We start from the raw sequence: 20,468 nt of genomic DNA on the forward strand, positions 1-20,468 counted from the left end.
CGAAAACTTCACGCCCTCCATAAAAATCAAAAGAGGATTTTTACTGCGGCCACTCCAGTTTTTTCGGAGCTGAACGGGCCATTTCAGCTTTTAGGGTAAAATAAAACGCAATGCTTCGCTTATAAAGTTCGAAACACTGCGTTGATAACATTTTAAGAGCGGGTGATGAGAATCGAACTCACGACAACAGCTTGGAAGGCTGTAGTTTTACCACTAAACTACACCCGCATAGTTTAGAACAAGTTGTTCTAGCAACAATTAATATAATATCACTACTAATTATCTTTGGCAAGGGTTTTTTTAAAGTTTTTTTATTATTTTCGGGTAAAAAGCATTTTGGTCTATTTTTTGGAATTTAGTAGATTTATTTTCAATTTCAATATGATATAAAACTTGACTGTCATTGCTTCCTACTGAATTTATGATGGAATCAAGGATAACCACTTTGCATGTTTACCTAGCACTATGCTTTTTATGCGCTTTTGATAGCTTAGAAATGCATTTTAAAGGGTAATGTGAGAAAATAATAAAAAATGAATTGGGTGGGTTGACTATGATGGACTGGTATAATTCAATGAAAGAGTTTTTCTCGTATGATAATGTGATGCAATGGATGAATTCGTATCGTGCTTTTGGTCCGTTATTGGCATTTTTCTTACCATTTATCGAGGCTTTCCTACCTTTCTTGCCATTCTCACTGTTTGTCATTGTTAACGTGAGCGCATATGGGTTGTTTTGGGGCTTTTTGATTTCGTGTACAGCTGCAATTCTCGGAAGCTTATGTGTTTTCTGGATTGTGCGACGATTCGGCCAGATGCGATTTTTGCGTTTCATTACGCATCATCCGCATGTTCGTAAGGTCATGAATTGGATTGATGAACATGGATTTGGTCCGATTTTTATCTTGCTTGTGATGCCATTTACGCCTTCTTCTGCGGTCAATGTTGTAGCTGCCTTATCGGAAATTCGCTTTTTTCAGTTTTTGATGGCACTTATTGGCGGTAAAGTAATTAAGGTCTTCGCTATTAGTTATATTGGTTATGATTTGCAAGATATTATGCAACATCCGGTGAAACTGCTTATTTTGATTGGAATCGTCATTGTTTTATGGTTCATCGGCAAGCGTTTAGAGCGCTGGATGGGCTCAAAAAAGAAACGCAGTGTTTAGGAGGACAAAATGGGTATACACGAACTATTTTTTCATATTCATTATTGCAACGGCAGTGGTTCGGGGCTGAAATTAACGAAGAAATTGGCGCGGACATTGCAACATCACGAACTAATTCTAGTTATTGGCGGAACCGGTACGTATCGAATTGCCGATAAAACTGTAAAATTTCATGAGGGCATGCTGTTCTATATTCCAGCAAATGTTCAACATACCATTGAGACGAGTACGGGGCAACCGGCTTTTCTTTTTACTGTTCATTTTAGTTATGCGCGCGTTAATTTTAGGGATGCTGGTTGGTCGATTAAGCCGGAGCAAGAAAACCTCACGTTACCGCCAATTTCAGAGCTTCACGATTATTATGTGGTTTATGAAATATTCGAGAAGTTGGTAACTATTTGGCATACGAAGCTACCTGGCTTTGAGTTTACGGCTAAAACATATTTACAACAATTACTACTCGCGATTGATCAAAATCTACGTACACAGCATAAAAACTATGCAACCAGCTTAAAAATTGAAAAAGTCATCGCTTACATGCAACTTCATGTTGAACAAAGTGTCACACTCACCGAATTAGCAAACCTCGTACAACTATCCCCCACTTACTTATCTCGAATTTTCAAGGAAACGACTGGCTATCCTATCATTGCTTTTTTCAACAAAATTAAAATCGATGCGGCAAAAGAATTAATGTTGGGTGGCACGAAAAAAGTAAAAGCTATCTCAGCACAGCTTGGTTTTAGTGATGAATTTTATTTTAGTCGGCTTTTTAAGCAAATTGAAGGAGTTAGCCCAAAAGAATATTATAATAGAAATATCCATGGTTTTTAAAATTGTGCATGGTTTATTAGTCTTTCCTAACTTATAATGAGGTCGTTATCGTCTAAGGATAGCAAAAGGAGATGGCGAATACATGCCGATTTGGAAGCGAAATTTAATTGTTTGTTGGTTTGGTACATTTGTGACCAGCATCGGGATGAGTCAAATTGCTCCTGTTTTACCGCTCTACATAAAGCACCTTGGCGTTGATAATGCGGCACATGTGGCTCAATTGGCTGGTTTGACTTTTGGGATTACGTTCATTATGTCTGCTATTTTTTCGCCGATTTGGGGGCAGGCAGCGGATAGATTTGGACGTAAGCCGATGCTATTACGCGCCAGTTTTGGCATGGCGATTATTATTGGTTGCATGGGTTTTACGCACAATGTATATGAATTGATGGCGCTACGGACTTTGCAAGGCGTTATAACTGGTTTTGCGACAGCTTGTACGGCTCTGATTGCTACACAAACAGATGAATCGCACGCGGGTTGGGCTCTAGGAACACTTTCTACCGGAGCGATTACAGGTTCATTGCTTGGGCCCCTTGTTGGTGGTCTTATTGCCGAACATTTTGGTTTGCAAAACGTCTTTTTCATGACTGGTGGCCTTCTATTTGTAGCTTTTGCTCTAACTGCACTGTTCGTAAAAGAAAATTTTGCGAAATCAGCTAAGAAGGTTCGAACTACGAAAGAAGTCTGGCGGGCTCTCCCGAATAAAAGTTTTATTTTGACAATGTTCGTCACATTCTTCACGTTGACACTAGCGCTCTATTCTGTGGAGCCAATCATCACGGTTTACATGCAGCAACTATCTGCTGGCGCATCGCATATCGCATTACTTTCAGGGCTCGCATTCTCTGCCTCTGGACTAGCGAGCATCATGGCAGCCCCACGACTTGGAAAACTATCAGATAGAATCGGTGCACAGCGCGTTATTTTCATCGCATTAATTGTCGCCGGTATCGTTTTCATTCCTCAAGCTTTTGTAAGTCATCCCTGGGAACTGATTGCATTGCGCTTTATTTTAGGGCTCGCCATCGCCGGCCTCAATCCTTCCGTCAATATTTTGATAAAAAAAATGACGCCACCTGAGTTCACTGGTCGTGTTTTTGGAATTACAAATTCAGCTGGATATTTGGGGATTTTTGCTGGTTCGGTTTTTGGTGGACAGATTGCTGCATTTTTAGGCATCCAATACGTTTTTTTCATCACAAGCGCCTTACTTTTAACGAATGCTACCTGGGTTTATTTTAAAGTTTACAAAAAGCTCAATACTCAAAATCAATTATTAAAGGAGCACTAAAAATGAATTTACAAATCAACAAAACAGCACTTGTCTTAATCGATTTACAAAATGGAATTATCGGACGAAACAGTTTGCCGCACACACCCGAAGCTATTATTGAACGTTCTCGGGATTTAGTCCAAAATTTTGTCACAAAAGGTGGCTTTGTTGTATTGGTACGGGTTTCGACATTGGATGGAAAAGATATGCTAAGCCCCGTCACTGATATGGAACAAAACAACATGGCGTATCCAGAAGGTTGGGATTTGATTGTTCCAGAAATAGCTGGAATCGATGGAACATATACGATGACAAAGCGGCAATGGGGCGCGTTTCATGGCACTGATCTTGATTTGCAATTGCGTCGTCGCGGTATCGATACCATTGTTCTAGGCGGTGTTTCTACAGGGATTGGCGTGGATACAACGGCACGCGAAGCTTTCCAACTTGGATATAATCAAATTTTCGTGGAAGATGTGATGGGGGCCGCAACGAAAGAAATGCACGCATACACTTGCCAAACTATTTTTCCACGACTCGGCAAAATACGATCTAGCGCAGAAGTCATTTCATATTTATAATATATAAAGAGAAGCTACGAAAAAATGCCATAGCTTCTCTTTTATTATGCGAAAAAAAATCCATATGGCGCAATCACACATTCATGAATAGCCGCGGATTCCAATAATGGCAGCCAATCGTCACGCTCTGGATAAATCGTCTTCGAATCGACTTGTTGTTCTTGGCCTGTTGGATTCATCACAAAAATATGCCAGTTAGCTTCATCAATATAACGAATGATGCCAAACAACTTACCTAGTGAGAACGGATGATACTGCCCCCTTCGCAACGCTTCATTCCGATTTCGCAACATAATCGCCTCATGGAAAAACTCACTAATCTCTGCATCCTCGCGTCCCCACGGATAAAATTTACGATTATCAGGATCTGCACCGCCTGTAAGCCCGGACTCATCCCCGTAATACACACATGGCACACCTGGTAAATTCATCAATATGTAAATGGCCAACCGCAACTTGGCTTTACTTTCTGACAATACCGTGAAAATCCTTGGCGTATCGTGCGTTCCAATATTATTCAAGTTCGCTTGCAATGCTTCTACTGGATAATTCTCTTTTAGCGCCATCATTTTTTGCGCCGTCTGTTTCGCCGTCAAACTACCATTGAGCAAATCAATAATCATTTGGCGGAATGGATAATTCATCACCCCTTGCAACATGCCACCTTCCAGATAATGGCGCCGCTTATCATATGCAATCTTATTAGAAGCATCTTCCCAAACTTCCCCGATTAGCACACGGTCGGGATACTTCATCAAGGTTTCGCGAATACCACCGATAAAGTCATCGGGAAGCTCATCTGCAACGTCTAGTCGCCAACCGGCAATTCCCTGCGATGTCCAATAATCGATAACACTATCTGGCTCACCGTAAATCAACCGTTGAAAAGCTGCATTTTGCTTATTCACAACAGGCAAATTACTAACGCCCCACCAAGCATCGTATTGATTTGGAAACTGATGGAATGTAAACCAAGAATAATACGGTGAAGTTACACTTTGATAAGCCCCAACCGATTCAAAATTACCGTATTTATTAAAATAGACACTGTCTTCACCGACATGATTGAAAACACCATCCAAAATGACCCGCATTCCCATCTCGCCAGCCTTACGAATTAAATCTGCTAAAATCGATTCATCGCCAAACATCGGATCAATTTTCTTATAATCTGACGTATCGTATTTATGATTACTCTTCGCCTCAAAAATCGGACTTAAATAGAGCCCTGAAATCCCAAGCTCTTTCAAATATGTTAACTTCTGTGTGATCCCATCCAAATTTCCACCAAAAAACTCCCAACGTACAATCTCGCCATTCGCATTTTTAATGTAGTAAGGCGTATCCTCCGATTTTGCATAAATAAATGAATCCGGCTTCGGCGCACGCACATGATCGTCCGCATTGAAAAAGCGATCCACAAAAATATGATAAAAAACCGCATCCTGATACCATTCCGGTGCCTTATCCGCATACTCAAAACAAGTCAGTTGATACGTCCGAATATCATCGTAATTTTCCGTAAAAAATCCTTTGCCACCATATAAATCAGGATTATTAAAATAATACGTTGTTCGCGTTTGTGTATCGAAATTCTGCTCAATTTTAAAATAATAAAAATAAAGTCCCGTCGCCGCATATGGCTGGAAGGAAACCTGATAAGCATTGCTTTGCGAATGACTCATCTCAAAACTCTGCTCCTCCATGCCATCTTTGTGAATTTTAAGCTCCACTTTGGAAACATAAGGAAGCGCGACATCGATTCGAAAATCAATCGTCGCGCTCGCGTTCACTGCGCCAAAAGGTCGTTTGTAAAGCTCATTCCATGAATCAAATAAGACTACTTCTGCCACTGGTTAAACTCCCTTTCGTCACAGGTTTTTATTGTGGTGCACATTCCAAATTTCATCCGCATAGTGCATAATCGTGTAGTCCGATGAAAACTCGCCCGCATGCGCGATATTTAGAAGCGACATCTGATTCCACCTCTTCCGATCACGATACAAGCCATCAATTCGCGACTGCGCATGCACATAAGATTCATAATCCTTCAACACGAAATATTCATCATTATACTTTAAAAGCGAATCGAAAATTTCGCGCCCCTCTGCCTCAATGTTCGGAATGGTTCCATCGATAAGCGCATCCAGACAACGTTTCAATCGCGGATTATGATCATAAACCTCATGCGAATGATACGAATTCGAATCATAAAAATGGTACAACTCCTGGTCCTGCATCCCAAATAATAGCATATTCTCATCGCCAACCCTATCACGAATTTCCACATTCGCCCCGTCTAACGTAGCAAGTGTAATCGCCCCATTTAACATCAACTTCATATTACTTGTGCCAGATGCCTCTTTTGTAACAAGTGAAATCTGCTCACTAATATCAGCTGCAGGAATAATTTTTTCTGCAAGCGTCACGCCGTAATTTTCCACGAATACGACTTTAATTTTGTTAGCAATTGATGTATCATTGTTAATTAAATCCGCCACCGCATTAATCAACTTGATAATTTCCTTTGCGTAGGAATAACTAGGTGCCGCCTTCGCCCCAAAAATAAATACACGCGGAACTATCTCTTCCTCCGAATTTGTTTCCTTTAACTTCAAATATAGCGATAAAATATGCAATACATTCAGCAATTGCCGTTTATACGCATGAAGTCGCTTAATCTGGACATCAAAAACCGCATTTGGATCAATGTCAATTCCCATCGTTTCTTTCACATATGCCGCTAAATGCCGCTTATTCGCCAATTTGACCTGTTCTAGTTTTTCAAGTAAAACAGTATCCTCTTTGAAGGCTTTTAGTAAGTATAGTTCATTCGGTTTTTTCTTCCACTCAGTGCCAATGTAGTCGCTAATCAGATTACTCAAACCTTCATTGCTCAGCAACAGCCAACGACGATGTGTAATCCCATTCGTCTTATTGTTAAAACGAGCTGGATATGCCAAATAAAAATCGTGCAATGCTTTTTCCTTTAAAATCTCCGTATGCAATTTGGCCACGCCGTTAATGCTATGACTTCCGATAATAGCCAAATGCGCCATATGGATAACGCCATCTTGAATAATCGCTGTTCGTTGCGTAAAATTAGCTCCATAAAGCGGCGTCATGCTTTCCAAATGACGGCGATTAATCTCACAAATAATCTGGTAAATCCGTGGTACTAGATTCGAAACCATCTGCTCAGGCCACTTTTCAAGCGCTTCTGCCATAATCGTATGATTCGTATACGAGCACGTTTTCATCGTAATAGTCCACGCCGCATCCCAACTCATTCCCTCTTCATCAAGTAAAATTCGCATCAACTCTGGGATACACATCGTTGGGTGCGTATCGTTGATGTGAATCGAAATTTTCTCCGCTAAATGCTCTATTGGCAGGCCCAATTTTAGATAATAACGAATGATACTCTGCACACCAGCCGAAACAAAAAAATACTCCTGCTTCAAGCGTAACAAGCGACCATCGTAGCTAGAATCATCTGGATACAGCATCTCCGAAATACTATGAATGGACTTCCTCCGCTCCTCTGAAAAATAATCCATCTCCTCACTCGGCGGTATTTCAGCCGACCAAAGCCGCAAATTATTCACTGTATCATTCGCATAGCCAGTCATCGCCGTATCATAAGGCACCGCTAAAATATCCTCCGTATGCGAATAAATCGGTTTAATATCGCCATTCTCATTCTCTTCCAAATGAACATCTCCGAAAAAGCGCACAATCTCTGCCTTATTCTCACGCCGCGTTTCCCACACATTCGTATGTCTCAACCAATCATCCGGCAACTCAACTTGGTAACCATTCACAAATTTCTGCTTAAACAACCCGTAGCGATAACGAATCCCGTTCCCATTTCCAGGCACATCACATGTTGCCATCGAATCCATAAAGCAAGCCGCCAATCGGCCTAGCCCGCCATTACCAAGACCAGGATCCGCCTCGATTGCTTCCAAACTGGCAAATTCGACACCAAGCTCCGCCAAACCTTCTCGAACCGTATCCAAAATACCCAAATTCAGCAAATTACTTTTTAATAACTTCCCAGGTAGAAACTCAATCGAAAAATAGTAAACTTGTTTTGCTTGATCTTGCTGGTATCCCTTCTTTGTCTGCATCCAATTTTGAGCTGTGTACTCCTTAACAACACTTCCCAATGTGATGTACTGTTCCAGCGGTGTCAAATCATGAATTTCCGAAGCATACAGACTCGTCAATACACGATTATACTCTTTTTTAAAATGCTCTTTACTAATTTCCAATATGATTCCTCCCTACTTGCGTTTGACTAGCTTGTGTTTTGTAATAAACATTATTTTTCATAGATACCCTTGTATTTTTCAGCTGAAACTTTCCAACTGAAATCCTTGTCCATCGCTTGCGTCACAAGCTGCCGCCAAACATCCGGTTGTTCCTCATATAGCGTGATTGCCGATTCTAAAATAGTTCTAAAAACACCAGCATCATAGTTATCAAAACTAAAACCAGTTCCCTCACGCGTATACTTATTAAAAGGCTGAACAGTATCTTTCAAACCACCTGTTTCATGAACAACTGGAAGCGTCCCATAGCGCATCGCAATCAACTGCGAAATCCCGCATGGCTCAAACCAAGAAGGCATCAACAACATGTCTCCTGCAGCATAAAGCTGTTGCGCAAAGCCAATATCAAAATCAATGTTCGCCGACATTTTATCCGGATACACATGCTCGAAAAAGCGATAAGAGTCCTCAAAAGCTGTTTCTCCTTTACCAAGAATCGCGATTTGAACATTCTTTTGTAATAACGCATCCAAGCTTTCTTCCACTAAATGGCATCCTTTTTGGTGAGTCAAACGCGATACCATAATAATCAGCGGCACATCTGCACGCACCGGCAACCCGAGACGCGCCTGCATTGCTGCCTTATTTTTTGCTTTTCCAGACATATCCTTCTGGCTAAAGGTATTCGGAATCAGCGGATCATTTGCCGGATTATTCAATTCCTGATCAATCCCGTTTAGTATGCCCGTCAATTTCCAAGCATTCGCCCGAAGTAAACCATCCAAACGCTCCCCATAAAGCGGTGTCTGAATTTCCTGCGCATAGCTCGGGCTAACCGTCGTAATCTGATCTGCAAACTGAATCGCACCCTTCATAAAGTTCACATCATCATAATACTTAATCCCATCTTCATGCCACATCTGCATCCCAATTCCGAGCAATTCTTCCAACACCCGCGGCGAATAAATTCCTTGAAACTGCAAATTATGAATCGTCAGCACCGTCCGAATCCCTCGATATGCCTCAATCCAATGATACTTATCCGCAAGTAATAACGGAATAATCCCCGTATGCCAATCATTCACGTGCAACCAATCCGGAACAAAATCAATTTTCTCCATCATTTCACAAACCGCCATCGAGAAAAACGCATAGCGCTCCGCATCATCGTAGTCCCCATACACATTCGGTCGATCAAAATAATACAAGTTATCAATAAAATAGAAGCGCACGCCGTCACGCACCAACGTCTTCACACCGCAAAACTGCTGACGCCAACCGACGTCCACCGTAAACTGCGTCACATCCTCCATCTCATCCTTAAATTCCTGCGCCATCTTCGTGTGAAACGGTAACACTACGCGAATATCAACACCCTGCTTCACCAATTCTTTTGGTAATGCATACGCCACATCCGCAAGCCCACCTACTTTCACAAACGGAAAAACCTCCGCCGCTGCAAATAGGACTTTCATCCAACCTCCGCCCCTCTGCTTGTCTCGATTTGTTCATCTTTCTTCACAACAATCGGATTACCCGGCGCCCCAATCAACTCAACACCCGGTGCAATAACGCTTTTCTTATCCGCAATGACATATTCTAATCGCGCGCCCTCACCAACGCGAGCACCTTGCATAATCATCGAATTGCTCACGCTTGCTCCTTCTTCCAACACCACATTTCGGAATAACAACGAATGCTCCGCTGATCCACGTAGTAAACATCCATTCGCGACCAAACAATCCTTAATATCCGAGTTCTCGGCGTAAAAAGTTGGCACCTCATTCTTCGCTTTCGTATGGATTTTCTGGTTCTCTTGGAACAGCGCTGATAAATTACGATCCTCCAGCATATCAAAATTCCCATCAAAATACGAGTTCACCGAATAAATTTGTCGCAAGTAGCCCGTATATTCAAAACCGTTCGCTTTCGTATGTTCCACCGCCTGCTTCATCACCGCATCCAACGAAAAATCACGCCCTGTTTCGCGATAATTAGCAAGCAATTTCAACAATAATTCTTGCTTCAACAAATAAATCTCCAAGCTAAGCGCGCTATTCTCCCGCACCTGCTCCTCTTTTCCAACTTCCTCATTCGCCAAAATTTTTCCTTTTGGCGTTAAATCAAGTGTCATCAAATTCTCATGGTCCCCCGCCTCAATCGAAGACGTAATCTTCTTATAAACTACTGTCACATCAGCGTCTTGTTGCTTATGATGTTGCAAAACCGATTTCAAATCAATGTTGCAAATCATCTTACTTCCCATAATAACCACGTATTCCGTTGCCGATTTCGTCAAAAAATTCAAGCTGTTATCATAATTCTCCTGTGAAAAATCATCTGCATTACGTTCATCAAACACGAACAGCCCACCGTACATCGTGTTCAAATCCCATTCCTTTCCGCTCCTAATATGGTCAAATAACGAGCGATTATTCTCATTCAAAAACATCGCAATCGTATTAATACCAGCATTCGTCATATTCGATAACGGAAAATCAATCAAGCGATAACGACACGCAAATGGCATCGCTGCAAGAGGTCGGTTTTTCGTCAAAGGCTGCAGTCCTTCTTTATTTTCCGATAAGTTTAAGATTCCACAAATTTTATTAGCCTTCATCTTCCGACACTCCTATCATTTCATGGTGACCAACGACTTGAATTTCGTCCTCACCCAAAATTTCCACATTATCCGCAATAACTGCATTTTCACCAACAATAGCCCGTTTTAACACAACATTATTCCCAATTACCGCATTCGGCATAATCACACTGTCCTCAATCACGCTATTCTCGCCAACCTTCACATTCTGCGACAAAATCGAATGCTTAACTTTACCATTTATAAAGCATCCATCGACAATCAGTGCATTTTTCACATCTGCCCGTTTCGTAATATGTTGTGGTGGCGCAATCGGGTTTTTCGAATAAATACGCCATTCTCGGTCTCTAATATTCAGCTCGTGGCAAGGATTAATAAACTCCATGTTCGCCTCCCACAAACTTGAAATCGTTCCAACATCTTTCCAATAACCAGAAAAACGATACGCAAAAATATGCTCGCCGTTATTCAAATATGCTGGCACAATATTTTTTCCAAAGTCGCTCATATCGATATTTTTAGACTGTGCATCTTTCAAATACTGGCGCAATAAACTCCATTTAAATATATAAATCCCCATCGATGCTAAATTACTTTTCGGCTCTGCCGGCTTTTCATCAAACTCAATAATCCTCTCTGTGTTATCCACATTCATAATTCCAAATCTTGACGCTTCTTCCATTGGCACCTCGATAACAGCCACCGTCAGCGCTGCATTTTTTTCCTTATGATAATCGAGCATTTTCTCATAATCCATTTTATAAATATGATCCCCTGATAAAATTAGTACATATTCCGGATTATGACTATCAATAAAACTTACATTCTGATGAATCGCATGTGCCGTTCCTTTAAACCACTTCTCTCCTTCTAAACTAAGATGCGGTTGCAAAATCGTCACGCCACCACTCTTATAATCTAAGTCAAAATATGAGCCGTCCCCAATATGTTCATTCAACTCAAGTGGCTGATACTGCGTTACTACTCCAACCGTATCAATACCCGAATTGGAACAATTACTTAACGAAAAATCAATAATTCGGTACTTCCCACCAAATGAAACAGCTGGTTTTGCCATTGTTTTCGTTAAATCGCCGAGCCTTGAACCTTGTCCACCTGCTAAAATCATTGCAATCATGTCATTTTTCATAATCATCCGGGACTGCTTTTTTACGGCAAATCCCCTTCACCGCCCTTTTTTATATCCTTTTATTCTTTTCGGCTTAATAATAAGTACACTCATTGCGGGCATGATAACTTCTATACTATATGGTTGTCCATTATGCCCCGCATCGCTCGTGCGCATTTCTGCTTGCGCCGTCTTCCAAGTCCCACCAAAATCAAACGACTCCGTATTCAATAATTCTGCATAAATCCCTTCATAAGGCACTCCAATCCTGACTCGCTGTCTTTCCACTGGCACAAAATTACACGCTACCACGAGGAAATCACGTGGCTTTGTACCTCGGCGAATAAACGTCAAAATCGACTCATCTCGATTATCTGCATCCAAAATTGCCATTCCGGCAGAATCATGATCGAGCTCAAATAATGCCCGGTGCTCCACATAAATCGTATTTAAAGACTTCACAAAAAATTGGTATTGATGATTCAAATCTTGTTTTAAATCTGCCCATTCCAATTCTTCCGCGAACTTCCATTCCAAAAATTGCCCTGTCTCGTTGCCCATGAAATTTAATTTTTTCCCAGGGTGCATCATCAAAAATGCCTCTAATGTTCGGAGTCCAGCAAACTGATTATATCGATCCCCTGGCATTTTGTGCATCATCGATTTCTTACCGTGCACCACCTCATCATGTGACAATGCCAAAATATAATTCTCCTTAAACATATACATGAACGAAAACGTCACGAGGTTAAAATGATCCTTGCGAAACAACGGATCCATCTCGAAAAATTCTAAAATATCGTTCATCCACCCCATGTTCCACTTATAATTAAAACCAAGTCCACCAACATCCACAGGTAACGTCACACCTGGATATGCTGTACTTTCCTCTGCAATCATTAACATATCCGGATATCGCTTAAAAACCTCTGTATTTAACTTTTGAACAAAAGCGATGCCAGCTTTATTCACATTTCCGCCGTCCTCATTTGCTTCCCAGTATCCATCATCATAATCCAAATAAATCATGTTCGATACCGCGTCGACACGCAAACCATCCAAATGACACATCTCAATCCAAAACAGCGCATTCGAAATCAAAAAACTATGCACCTCGGCCTTAGACAAATCAAAATTAAGCGCTCCCCAGCGGACATTATCTGCCTGAAACGTCTTCCAATATTCAAACTGTGGCGTACCATCAAAATAAGATAACGCATTATCATTTCGGCAAAAATGCCCCGGTACCCAATCCATAATCACACCAATATTCGCCGCATGACAAGCATCCACAAAACCCATAAAATCTTCTAGGCTCCCGTAACGCGCCGACAACGCATAATAACCCGTAATTTGATAGCCCCAAGACGCGTCTAGTGGATGTTCCATGAGCGGCATAAACTCAATATGCGTATACCCCATCTCCACCACATATGGAATCAACATATCCGCAAGCTCCGCAAACGTATAAAACTCAGCATCCCTACCATCCTGCGGTTTCCGCCAAGAACCAGCATGCACCTCATAAATATTGAGTGGCGCCTGATATAAGTTCTTTCGCTTCCGTTTCGCCATCCAGCGCCCATCCGTCCATTTGAAATCTGGCATTTTGGTTACCACTGCGGCATCCTTTGGTCTTAACTCAAACGCCAAGGCATATGGATCCATCTTTAATTTCTGATTTCCATTTGAATCCTCCACCAAAACTTTATAATGTTGTCCCGGTTTCGCTTGCGTCGAAAAGCCTTCCCAAATTCCCGCATTCCCAATTTTATGCAAAATCATCCCAGTATCCCAATCGCAAAAATCACCTACAATCGCAATTTTTTGTGCGTTTGGAGCCCAGACACGAAACGAAAATCCTTCTTTCCCATTCGAATCCAGTGCAAACTGACACCCCATCAGCTGATAACTCTGAAAATGACTCCCCGTATTAAATAAATATGTATCCGCTTCTGACATGTTTCCGATCTGCAATTTATTGCTCACTTCACCACACCCTTTTTGAATAATCTGTTTTTTCTCTATTCCAAAACAAAAAAATCATTATGTCGCGTTCATTTATGAAGTAAATCGGAAACTGTCAACATAATTTCCTTATTTCTAATATACCAGATTTCTTGGCTTTTTGAAAATAATACCACCAGTAAAGCTTATAACATTTTTTATTTATCAAAAGCTACATAAAATAAAGAGCCTAGGCATTATAACCCGGACTCTCTACATTTATTAATACACTAAATCTAAGAAGTCTTCCTTTGTAATGTTACCAAAATAATGTTTTATATCTACATCAGATAGCGCCTTTTCGATTGCACTTCGTTCGTAATTAACACCGCGAAGTTTACTTTCAATCTCTGTCACATCGCCAACCCCAAAGAAATCACCGAAAATCTTCACGTCTGCAATGATACTTTTCACAACATCTAGGCGCACATCGATACCCCCAACTGGAAAACGCTTCGTCCGTTCCAAGTTAAACTTGGGCGACTTTCCATAATTCCAATCCCAGTTATTATAGCGCTTCGCCGAAATCGCACGAATCTTCTCCCAATCGGCCTCCGTAAGCACATATTCTTTCACATCCGCCACACTTTCGACATCAAAAATATCTAGCAGAAGTAAATCGCGAAATTCCTCCGTCGTCATCTTATTCTCCATAAACTCCGAAATATTCGCAACCCGGCTTCGCACTGACTTAATGCCCTTCGATTCAATTTTATCCTTACGAACCTTTAATGACGCCACAACATCATCTAGGTTCAAATCAAGCATCAATGTCCCGTGCGAAAACATCTTGCCCTTTGTCGCGAACTGCGCATTCCCAGACACTTTGAAACCATCGATTAACAAATCATTGCGCCCTTTCAATTCCGCATTCACACCTTGCTTTTTAAGCGCCACGACAATCGGCTCAGTGAATTTTGCGAAGTTATGAAACGAATCGCCATCATCGTTCGTAATAAAGCTGAAATTCAAATTCCCCTCATCATGATAAACCGCTCCACCCCCAGATAGGCGACGCACAACCTTAATATTATTTTCTGCGACATATTCCGTATTAATTTCCTCAATCGTATTCTGATTACGCCCGATAATAATTGATGGCTGGTTAATATAAAATAGCAACACCGGCTCATCTAAATCAAGCTCCGTCAAAATAAACTCTTCCACCGCCAAATTAATCGTTGGATCTAACACATTTTTATTATCAATAAAATACACGCCTTATTTCCTCCTTAAAACTCGATAATCAAGCCTTTATGCGCCAACACAATTTGCCCATCAAACGCCGTAGCTGCTTCTGCCTTAAGCGTAGCCAGCTCACCAAACTGTGGTAAATGCGATAACAACAATGTCTTCACACCTGCATCATGCGCCAGTTGCCCAACTTCTGTACTCGCCATATGAATCTGACTTTTCCCAGCCAAATCCTTATAAAAGTTCGCATCCGCCATCAACAAATCTGCATCCTTTGCAAAAGGAACAAACGACTCCTGATAAGCCGAATCCGCTGTAAATACGAAAACTTTCCCATTCGACTCTATCCGCATTGCATAACAAACCACCGGATGCACAGTCTTTAAAAATGTGATTGAAAAAGGTCCCACTGTAAGCGACTCACTCGGATTATACGCAATTCCCTCGGAGACATTTGGCATCGAAAGATAAGAAAAACCACGCGCATCCTCATCATGCCCATATATCGGCAATACCGGAACATCGGCATTCATCCCACCAATCAAACGATAATGTTGTAAAATACCAACATCCGCCACATGATCTGGATGATAGTGCGAAATAATCGCAGCATCAATCTCATTTGGATTCACATAATTCTGCATAATAGAAACGGCACTTGCACCGACATCAATCAATAATTTAAAGCCATCCTCTTCCAATAAATAACTCGATGTCCCCTCATCCACTTTCGGATAGCCACCCCAATGACCAAACACAGTCAACTTCATGTCCACACGTCCTCTCTCGATTTAGTTTACTTATTTATCATACACTAAAACGAAGACAGAGAACAGATTTTGTGACTGAAAAAAACACGCCACACAGAATTCATAATTCCGCATGAAGCGTGCCCCAAAAGCTTATTCAAAATATTTTTGCTTAGCCTCTTTCGTCAGTTTCTCTGTTGAGACTAATTTCCCTGTCGCAATAAAACGCTGATCTGTCTCTGTCGCAACATCACAAGTCACAAGCGTAATCTGTGGTTCTGTTGTGTCATCAATTACGCCCACTTCTGTATCTTTGACAATTTTAGTATTCGTTACTTCATACGTGTACAAATTCGTCAAATCCGTCAGATAAATCTTGGCGCCTTCTTTCACATTCATCACTGGGCCAAACAGCATAGAACCATTGCGCATATGGTGCCCAGCAAGTGGATAGTTTCCTTTACCCATTACTTGATCCTCTCGCATCGTTGTAGCACCAGCAAGCAAGTTCGCCGTATTTGTTCCTTTTAAAACCATCAAGTTAAGGTCAACGCTTGGAATAGCAATCGAACCAACAACTGCATTCTTGTCATAATCCGTCGCTCCTTTTACAACCGATGTCATGGAAGGTAGTTCGACGCTAGCAAAGTCAAAATTCGCGTCTCTGTTATTATTTTTTTCAATCGTTTCTGCACTGTAATTCGTCACCGAGTCCCGTTCACTTAAATACTTCACTATTCCACTTTTAATGAATGGCGACAGTACAAGAAGTAACCCGATAATTAAAATGATAATGGCAATCGTTTTCTTCAATATATATTCCTCCTTGCTGTTTCTATATTATATAGTAGGTTTGAGCTCAAATGCAACCACAACAAATTAAAACGAGCTATTAATTCTCATAAAAACGGAACCTCAAACACGCTTTCATTCCATCTAAGCTTTTCACGTATGCCATCATTTATGTTTCTTTTCACGCTTTAACCTTTCCTATTTTACCCAATTCAGCAACCTAACAAACCTTCCTTTATACGTATCGTAACCCTTTTCATTTTCCCGCCACTAAGCCATTATTGGACAACATCATCCTCTAGACCTATGTTTTTTAGTTTTATTTTTGTTAAAGTTATGTTACAATTAAATTAACGTGGGTTTGGAATTAGCGTAACGCTTTTTACATATAGAGCCCAGTTTTTTTTATTCTATTACAAATGAAAGTACTTACTCACATAGAGTATTAGGAGAGGTGAACTATGAACGAATGGAAAGAAAAAGTCCTTAGCTTCTTAAGTAAGAACTACGGATTTTTTATTCTAGCCGTCATTCTATTCTGGCTAAAAACGTATATTGCTTATCAAACGGAATTTAATCTTGGTATTGAGAATGCCATGCAACAATTTTTACTACTAATTAATCCGCTAAGTTCGGCTGTGTTCTTTATGGGACTCGCTTTATTTGCGAAAGGTAGACGCTCGTTTGTCTGGATTATCATCATCGATTTACTGTTAACAATCGTCTTGTTTGCGAACATGGTTTATTACCGGTTCTTCAGTGACTTCATTACTCTGCCAAACATTAAAGAGGCGTCAAGCCTTGGCGAACAAAGTGGCAGTATCGGCGCTTTAATGAACTGGACTGATGCGCTTTACTTCTTGGATATCATTTTCTTGATCGGCTTATTGGTATTTCGAGTTGTCAAACCAAACAAAGAAGCGCGGATTCGTGCTCGTAAAACAGTTGGTGTCTTGACATTAGGTGTCGCGATGTTCTTCGCTAACTTAGGTCTTGCTGAAATCGACCGCCCTGAATTGTTAACCCGTACTTTTGATCGGACGTATATCGTAAAATATCTTGGTATGACGAACTTCCAACTTTATGATGCTGTGAAGAGCACGCAAAACTCAACACAACGGGCCCTTGCTGATAGTAGCGATGTCAATGAAGTGTTGAACTATACGAAATCGAATTATGCCACGCCAAACCCAGCTTATTTTGGTAAAGCAAAAGGTAAAAACGTCATTTACATTCACTTGGAGAGTTTCCAACAATTCTTGATTGGCTACAAGCTTCATGGTGAAGAAGTTACGCCATTTATTAATTCGTTCTTTAAAGACAAAAACACATTAAGCTTCACAAATTTCTTCCACCAAACAGGTCAAGGAAAAACTTCCGATGCCGAAATGATGCTTGAGAATTCATTATTTGGACTTCCACAAGGTTCTGCCTTCTCAACAAAAGGTAAGAATACGTATCAATCTGCACCAGCCATTTTAGGCCAACAAGGTTACGATTCTGCGGTTTTCCACGGGAATTATAAGAGTTTCTGGAATCGCGATGAAATTTACAAACAGTTTGGTTATAATCATTTCTTCGATGCTAGTTACTACGATATGAACGAAAAGGATGTTTCGAACTACGGTTTGAAAGATAAGCCGTTCTTCAAGGAATCTGAGAAATATATTGAGTCGTTACAACAACCGTTTTACGCGAAGTTTATTACGTTAACGAATCATTTCCCATATCCGATTTCAGAAGAAGAAGCAACGATTAAACCTGCTGAAACTGGTGATGCCTCTGTAGATAGTTACTTCCAAACTGCACGTTATTTAGATGAATCAGTGCGCAGTTTCGTACAGTATTTGAAAGATAGTGGTTTGTATGAGAATTCGGTTATCGTGATGTACGGTGATCACTATGGTATTTCAGACAATCATGCACAAGCCATGAGTAAAGTGCTTGGTAAAGATTATGACGCTTACCAAAACGCTCAAGCGCAGCGTGTTCCATTTATGGTTCGTGTTCCTGGAGTAGAAGGTGGCATTAAAGATACGTATGGCGGTGAAATCGATATTTTACCAACCCTACTTCACTTGCTTGGCACAGATACGAAAAACTACGTACAATTAGGTAACGATTTGCTTTCTAAAGATGCGAAGCAAGTAGTTCCATTCCGAAATGGCGATTTCATCACCCCTGCTTACTCGATGATTGGTGGTAAGTTCTATAATCAGAAAACAGGCGAAGAAATCACAACTGAAACGGATGCTATGAAAACAACGAAAGACAATGTTGCAAAAGAGCTCGAACTTTCCGATGAAGTGTTACAAGGCGACTTACTTCGTTTCTACACACCGGAAGGCTTCGAGAAAACAGACCCTTCGAAGTACAATTACAACAATAAGAACAAAACGACAAGTACTGACGAATCATCGACGGATACGAAATAATGACTAAACCACCCGTTCTAAAATGGGTGGTTTTTTTAAATATCTCTTCCCTTTCCCGCTTTAAAATGCTATTCTATAAAAAGATAAAGGGAGGTTTACTACATATGAAAATACTTAAAAATTATGCATTCAGTCTTTTCTTAATCGCCGGAATTATCGTCGGTGGTGCGGCTGGACTCATTTTTGGTGATAAAACTTCGGTGGTGCGGCCGATTGGGGAATTATTTCTTAATTTGATGTTTGTCGTTATTGTGCCACTTGTATTTCTGAGTGTTTCGAGTGCTATTGCGAATATGAAAGGCATGAAACGTCTAGGTAAAATTATGGGCACAATTTTTGCGGTATTCTTCACAACTGCCTTGATTGCTGCTGTTATTGCTTTTATTGGAACAAAAATCTATAATCCATTGCAGGGTGTTGATATGTCACAAATTACCAAAAAATTACCAACTGCTCCAGAAGCTGCAAGCTCGACAATCGGAGAAACAATCGTCAAAACGTTCACAGTGCCCGATTTTCTGGATTTATTTTCGAAATCTAACTTATTACCCCTGATTGTCTTTTCAATTCTTCTAGGGCTCGCTACGTCAATGGCAGGTGAAAAAGGAAAGCCAGTCGCTGATTTCTTAAATGCTGGCACGGAAGTTATTTTAAAAATGGTGAAAGTGATTATGTACGCGGCACCGATTGGGCTTGGTTGCTACTTTGCTGATACAGTTGGAAAGCTTGGTCCGCAAATTATTAACGGTTATTTGAATTCTTTCTTACTTTATTTAGTGCTGGCAGTTATTTACTATTTTGGTGCTTTCACTTTATATGCCTTTATTTCTGGTGGTCTTCTAGGCGTGAAAGTTTATTGGAAAAACGTCATTACGCCTTCTATTACAGCAATTGCTACCTCTTCAAGTGCTGCTTGTATCCCCGTGAACTTGCAAGCAACGAAAAAAATGGGGGTGCCCGATGATATAGCAGAAACCGTTATTCCTCTCGGTGCGAATACCCATAAGGATGGCTCTGTGATGGGAGGAATCATTAAAATTATTTTCCTATTCACCTTGTTTGGTAAAGATATGACCTCACCGATGAATATCCTTGCAATTATTGGTGTTGCATTCCTCGTTGGCGCTGTAATGGGAGCAATCCCAAGCGGTGGTATGACTGGGGAGTTAATGATTTGCGCAGTATTTGGTTTCAATCCTGAGCTCGTTGGAACAATTATGATTATTAGTACAATCATTGATATACCTGCAACATTGCTAAATTCAACAGGGAATACGGTATGTGCCATGTTAGTTAGTCGATTTGTCGAAGGTAAGAATTGGCTGTCAAAACAATTTGCTTAGAGTGAGGGAGTGTAAAATAAACTGTGTAAATAATGAATCTTAGTTCATTGTTTATACAGTTTTTCTTTTTTGATACAATGA

Annotated in this window: 15 protein-coding genes and 1 tRNA gene; 6 read left to right on the plus strand and 10 right to left on the minus strand. The window is 40.7% G+C overall.

Going from position 1 to position 20,468, the window contains the following annotated elements; genetic code table 11:
* Window positions 1-157: 157 nt before the first annotated feature.
* Window positions 158-228, minus strand: a tRNA-Gly gene (locus tag R8925_RS01270).
* A 328-nt stretch (window positions 229-556) separates the two neighbouring features.
* Between R8925_RS01270 and R8925_RS01275 the strand changes: the two genes are divergently transcribed.
* The 4 genes from R8925_RS01275 (at window position 557) to R8925_RS01290 (ending at window position 3,859) form a co-directional block, all read left to right on the plus strand.
* Window positions 557-1,168, plus strand: a complete 612-nt coding sequence (locus R8925_RS01275) for a TVP38/TMEM64 family protein (protein WP_430534145.1) — start codon at window positions 557-559, stop codon at window positions 1,166-1,168.
* A 9-nt stretch (window positions 1,169-1,177) separates the two neighbouring features.
* Window positions 1,178-2,002, plus strand: a complete 825-nt coding sequence (locus R8925_RS01280; protein ID WP_430534121.1) for a helix-turn-helix domain-containing protein — start codon at window positions 1,178-1,180, stop codon at window positions 2,000-2,002.
* 82 nt (window positions 2,003-2,084) lie between these two features.
* Entirely contained in the window at window positions 2,085-3,296 is a 1,212-nt protein-coding gene (locus R8925_RS01285) for a multidrug efflux MFS transporter (RefSeq protein ID WP_430534122.1), read from the plus strand.
* A gap of 2 nt (window positions 3,297-3,298) precedes the next feature.
* Window positions 3,299-3,859 (plus strand): isochorismatase family protein, encoded by a 561-nt coding sequence (locus tag R8925_RS01290; protein ID WP_430534123.1) that lies wholly within the window; start codon window positions 3,299-3,301, stop codon window positions 3,857-3,859.
* A gap of 44 nt (window positions 3,860-3,903) precedes the next feature.
* Here R8925_RS01290 and R8925_RS01295 read toward each other — a convergent pair whose 3' ends face one another.
* The 9 genes from R8925_RS01295 to R8925_RS01335 form a co-directional block, all read right to left on the minus strand.
* Window positions 3,904-5,712, minus strand: a complete 1,809-nt coding sequence (locus R8925_RS01295) for a glycoside hydrolase family 13 protein (protein WP_430534124.1) — start codon at window positions 5,710-5,712, stop codon at window positions 3,904-3,906.
* 18 nt (window positions 5,713-5,730) lie between these two features.
* Complete coding sequence (locus R8925_RS01300; RefSeq protein WP_430534125.1) at window positions 5,731-8,136, minus strand: glycogen/starch/alpha-glucan phosphorylase; 2,406 nt, start codon at window positions 8,134-8,136, stop codon at window positions 5,731-5,733.
* A 50-nt stretch (window positions 8,137-8,186) separates the two neighbouring features.
* Window positions 8,187-9,611 (minus strand): glycogen synthase GlgA, encoded by a 1,425-nt coding sequence (glgA, locus tag R8925_RS01305; protein WP_430534126.1) that lies wholly within the window; start codon window positions 9,609-9,611, stop codon window positions 8,187-8,189.
* Window positions 9,608-10,756, minus strand: coding sequence for a glucose-1-phosphate adenylyltransferase subunit GlgD (gene glgD / locus R8925_RS01310; RefSeq protein ID WP_430534127.1), 1,149 nt, complete (start codon window positions 10,754-10,756; stop codon window positions 9,608-9,610). Before glgD ends, glgA begins: the two co-directional genes overlap by 4 nt.
* Window positions 10,746-11,894 (minus strand): glucose-1-phosphate adenylyltransferase, encoded by a 1,149-nt coding sequence (locus R8925_RS01315; RefSeq protein ID WP_430539388.1) that lies wholly within the window; start codon window positions 11,892-11,894, stop codon window positions 10,746-10,748. Before R8925_RS01315 ends, glgD begins: the two co-directional genes overlap by 11 nt.
* Before the next feature lie 30 nt (window positions 11,895-11,924).
* Window positions 11,925-13,856: a 1,4-alpha-glucan branching protein GlgB gene (glgB, locus tag R8925_RS01320; RefSeq protein ID WP_430534128.1), complete on the minus strand. Its 1,932-nt coding sequence runs from the start codon at window positions 13,854-13,856 to the stop codon at window positions 11,925-11,927.
* 240 nt (window positions 13,857-14,096) lie between these two features.
* Window positions 14,097-15,092, minus strand: a complete 996-nt coding sequence (gene lplA / locus R8925_RS01325; protein WP_430534129.1) for a lipoate--protein ligase — start codon at window positions 15,090-15,092, stop codon at window positions 14,097-14,099.
* 14 nt (window positions 15,093-15,106) lie between these two features.
* A complete protein-coding gene (locus R8925_RS01330; protein WP_430534130.1) occupies window positions 15,107-15,838 on the minus strand; it encodes an MBL fold metallo-hydrolase in 732 nt (243 codons plus the stop codon).
* 132 nt (window positions 15,839-15,970) lie between these two features.
* The gene (locus R8925_RS01335) at window positions 15,971-16,633 is read right to left on the minus strand and encodes a class A sortase (protein WP_430534147.1); all 663 of its coding nucleotides are present in this window, start codon (window positions 16,631-16,633) and stop codon (window positions 15,971-15,973) included.
* Window positions 16,634-17,070: 437 nt separating this feature from the next.
* Here R8925_RS01335 and ltaS point away from each other — a divergent pair, with 437 nt between their 5' ends.
* Together ltaS and R8925_RS01345 are read left to right on the plus strand one after the other, a co-directional pair.
* A complete protein-coding gene (ltaS, locus tag R8925_RS01340; RefSeq protein WP_430534131.1) occupies window positions 17,071-19,044 on the plus strand; it encodes a lipoteichoic acid synthase in 1,974 nt (657 codons plus the stop codon).
* A 104-nt stretch (window positions 19,045-19,148) separates the two neighbouring features.
* Window positions 19,149-20,387, plus strand: a complete 1,239-nt coding sequence (locus R8925_RS01345; RefSeq protein ID WP_430534132.1) for a dicarboxylate/amino acid:cation symporter — start codon at window positions 19,149-19,151, stop codon at window positions 20,385-20,387.
* Window positions 20,388-20,468 lie beyond the last annotated feature (81 nt).

Origin of the sequence: Listeria rocourtiae subsp. hofi, assembly GCF_963575615.1 — a bacterium.
GTDB classification, from domain to species: domain Bacteria; phylum Bacillota; class Bacilli; order Lactobacillales; family Listeriaceae; genus Listeria_A; species Listeria_A hofi.

Coding starts and splice junctions, on each gene's coding strand:
- R8925_RS01280 (WP_430534121.1), top strand. CDS start 1,178: ATGGGTATACACGAACTATTTTTTCATATTCATTATTGCAACGGCAGT.
- R8925_RS01345 (WP_430534132.1), top strand. CDS start 19,149: ATGAAAATACTTAAAAATTATGCATTCAGTCTTTTCTTAATCGCCGGA.
- glgD (WP_430534127.1), bottom strand. CDS start 10,756: ATGAAGGCTAATAAAATTTGTGGAATCTTAAACTTATCGGAAAATAAA.
- R8925_RS01285 (WP_430534122.1), top strand. CDS start 2,085: ATGCCGATTTGGAAGCGAAATTTAATTGTTTGTTGGTTTGGTACATTT.
- R8925_RS01330 (WP_430534130.1), bottom strand. CDS start 15,838: ATGAAGTTGACTGTGTTTGGTCATTGGGGTGGCTATCCGAAAGTGGAT.
- R8925_RS01275 (WP_430534145.1), top strand. CDS start 557: ATGGACTGGTATAATTCAATGAAAGAGTTTTTCTCGTATGATAATGTG.
- ltaS (WP_430534131.1), top strand. CDS start 17,071: ATGAACGAATGGAAAGAAAAAGTCCTTAGCTTCTTAAGTAAGAACTAC.
- R8925_RS01315 (WP_430539388.1), bottom strand. CDS start 11,894: ATGATTATGAAAAATGACATGATTGCAATGATTTTAGCAGGTGGACAA.
- glgA (WP_430534126.1), bottom strand. CDS start 9,611: ATGAAAGTCCTATTTGCAGCGGCGGAGGTTTTTCCGTTTGTGAAAGTA.
- R8925_RS01290 (WP_430534123.1), top strand. CDS start 3,299: ATGAATTTACAAATCAACAAAACAGCACTTGTCTTAATCGATTTACAA.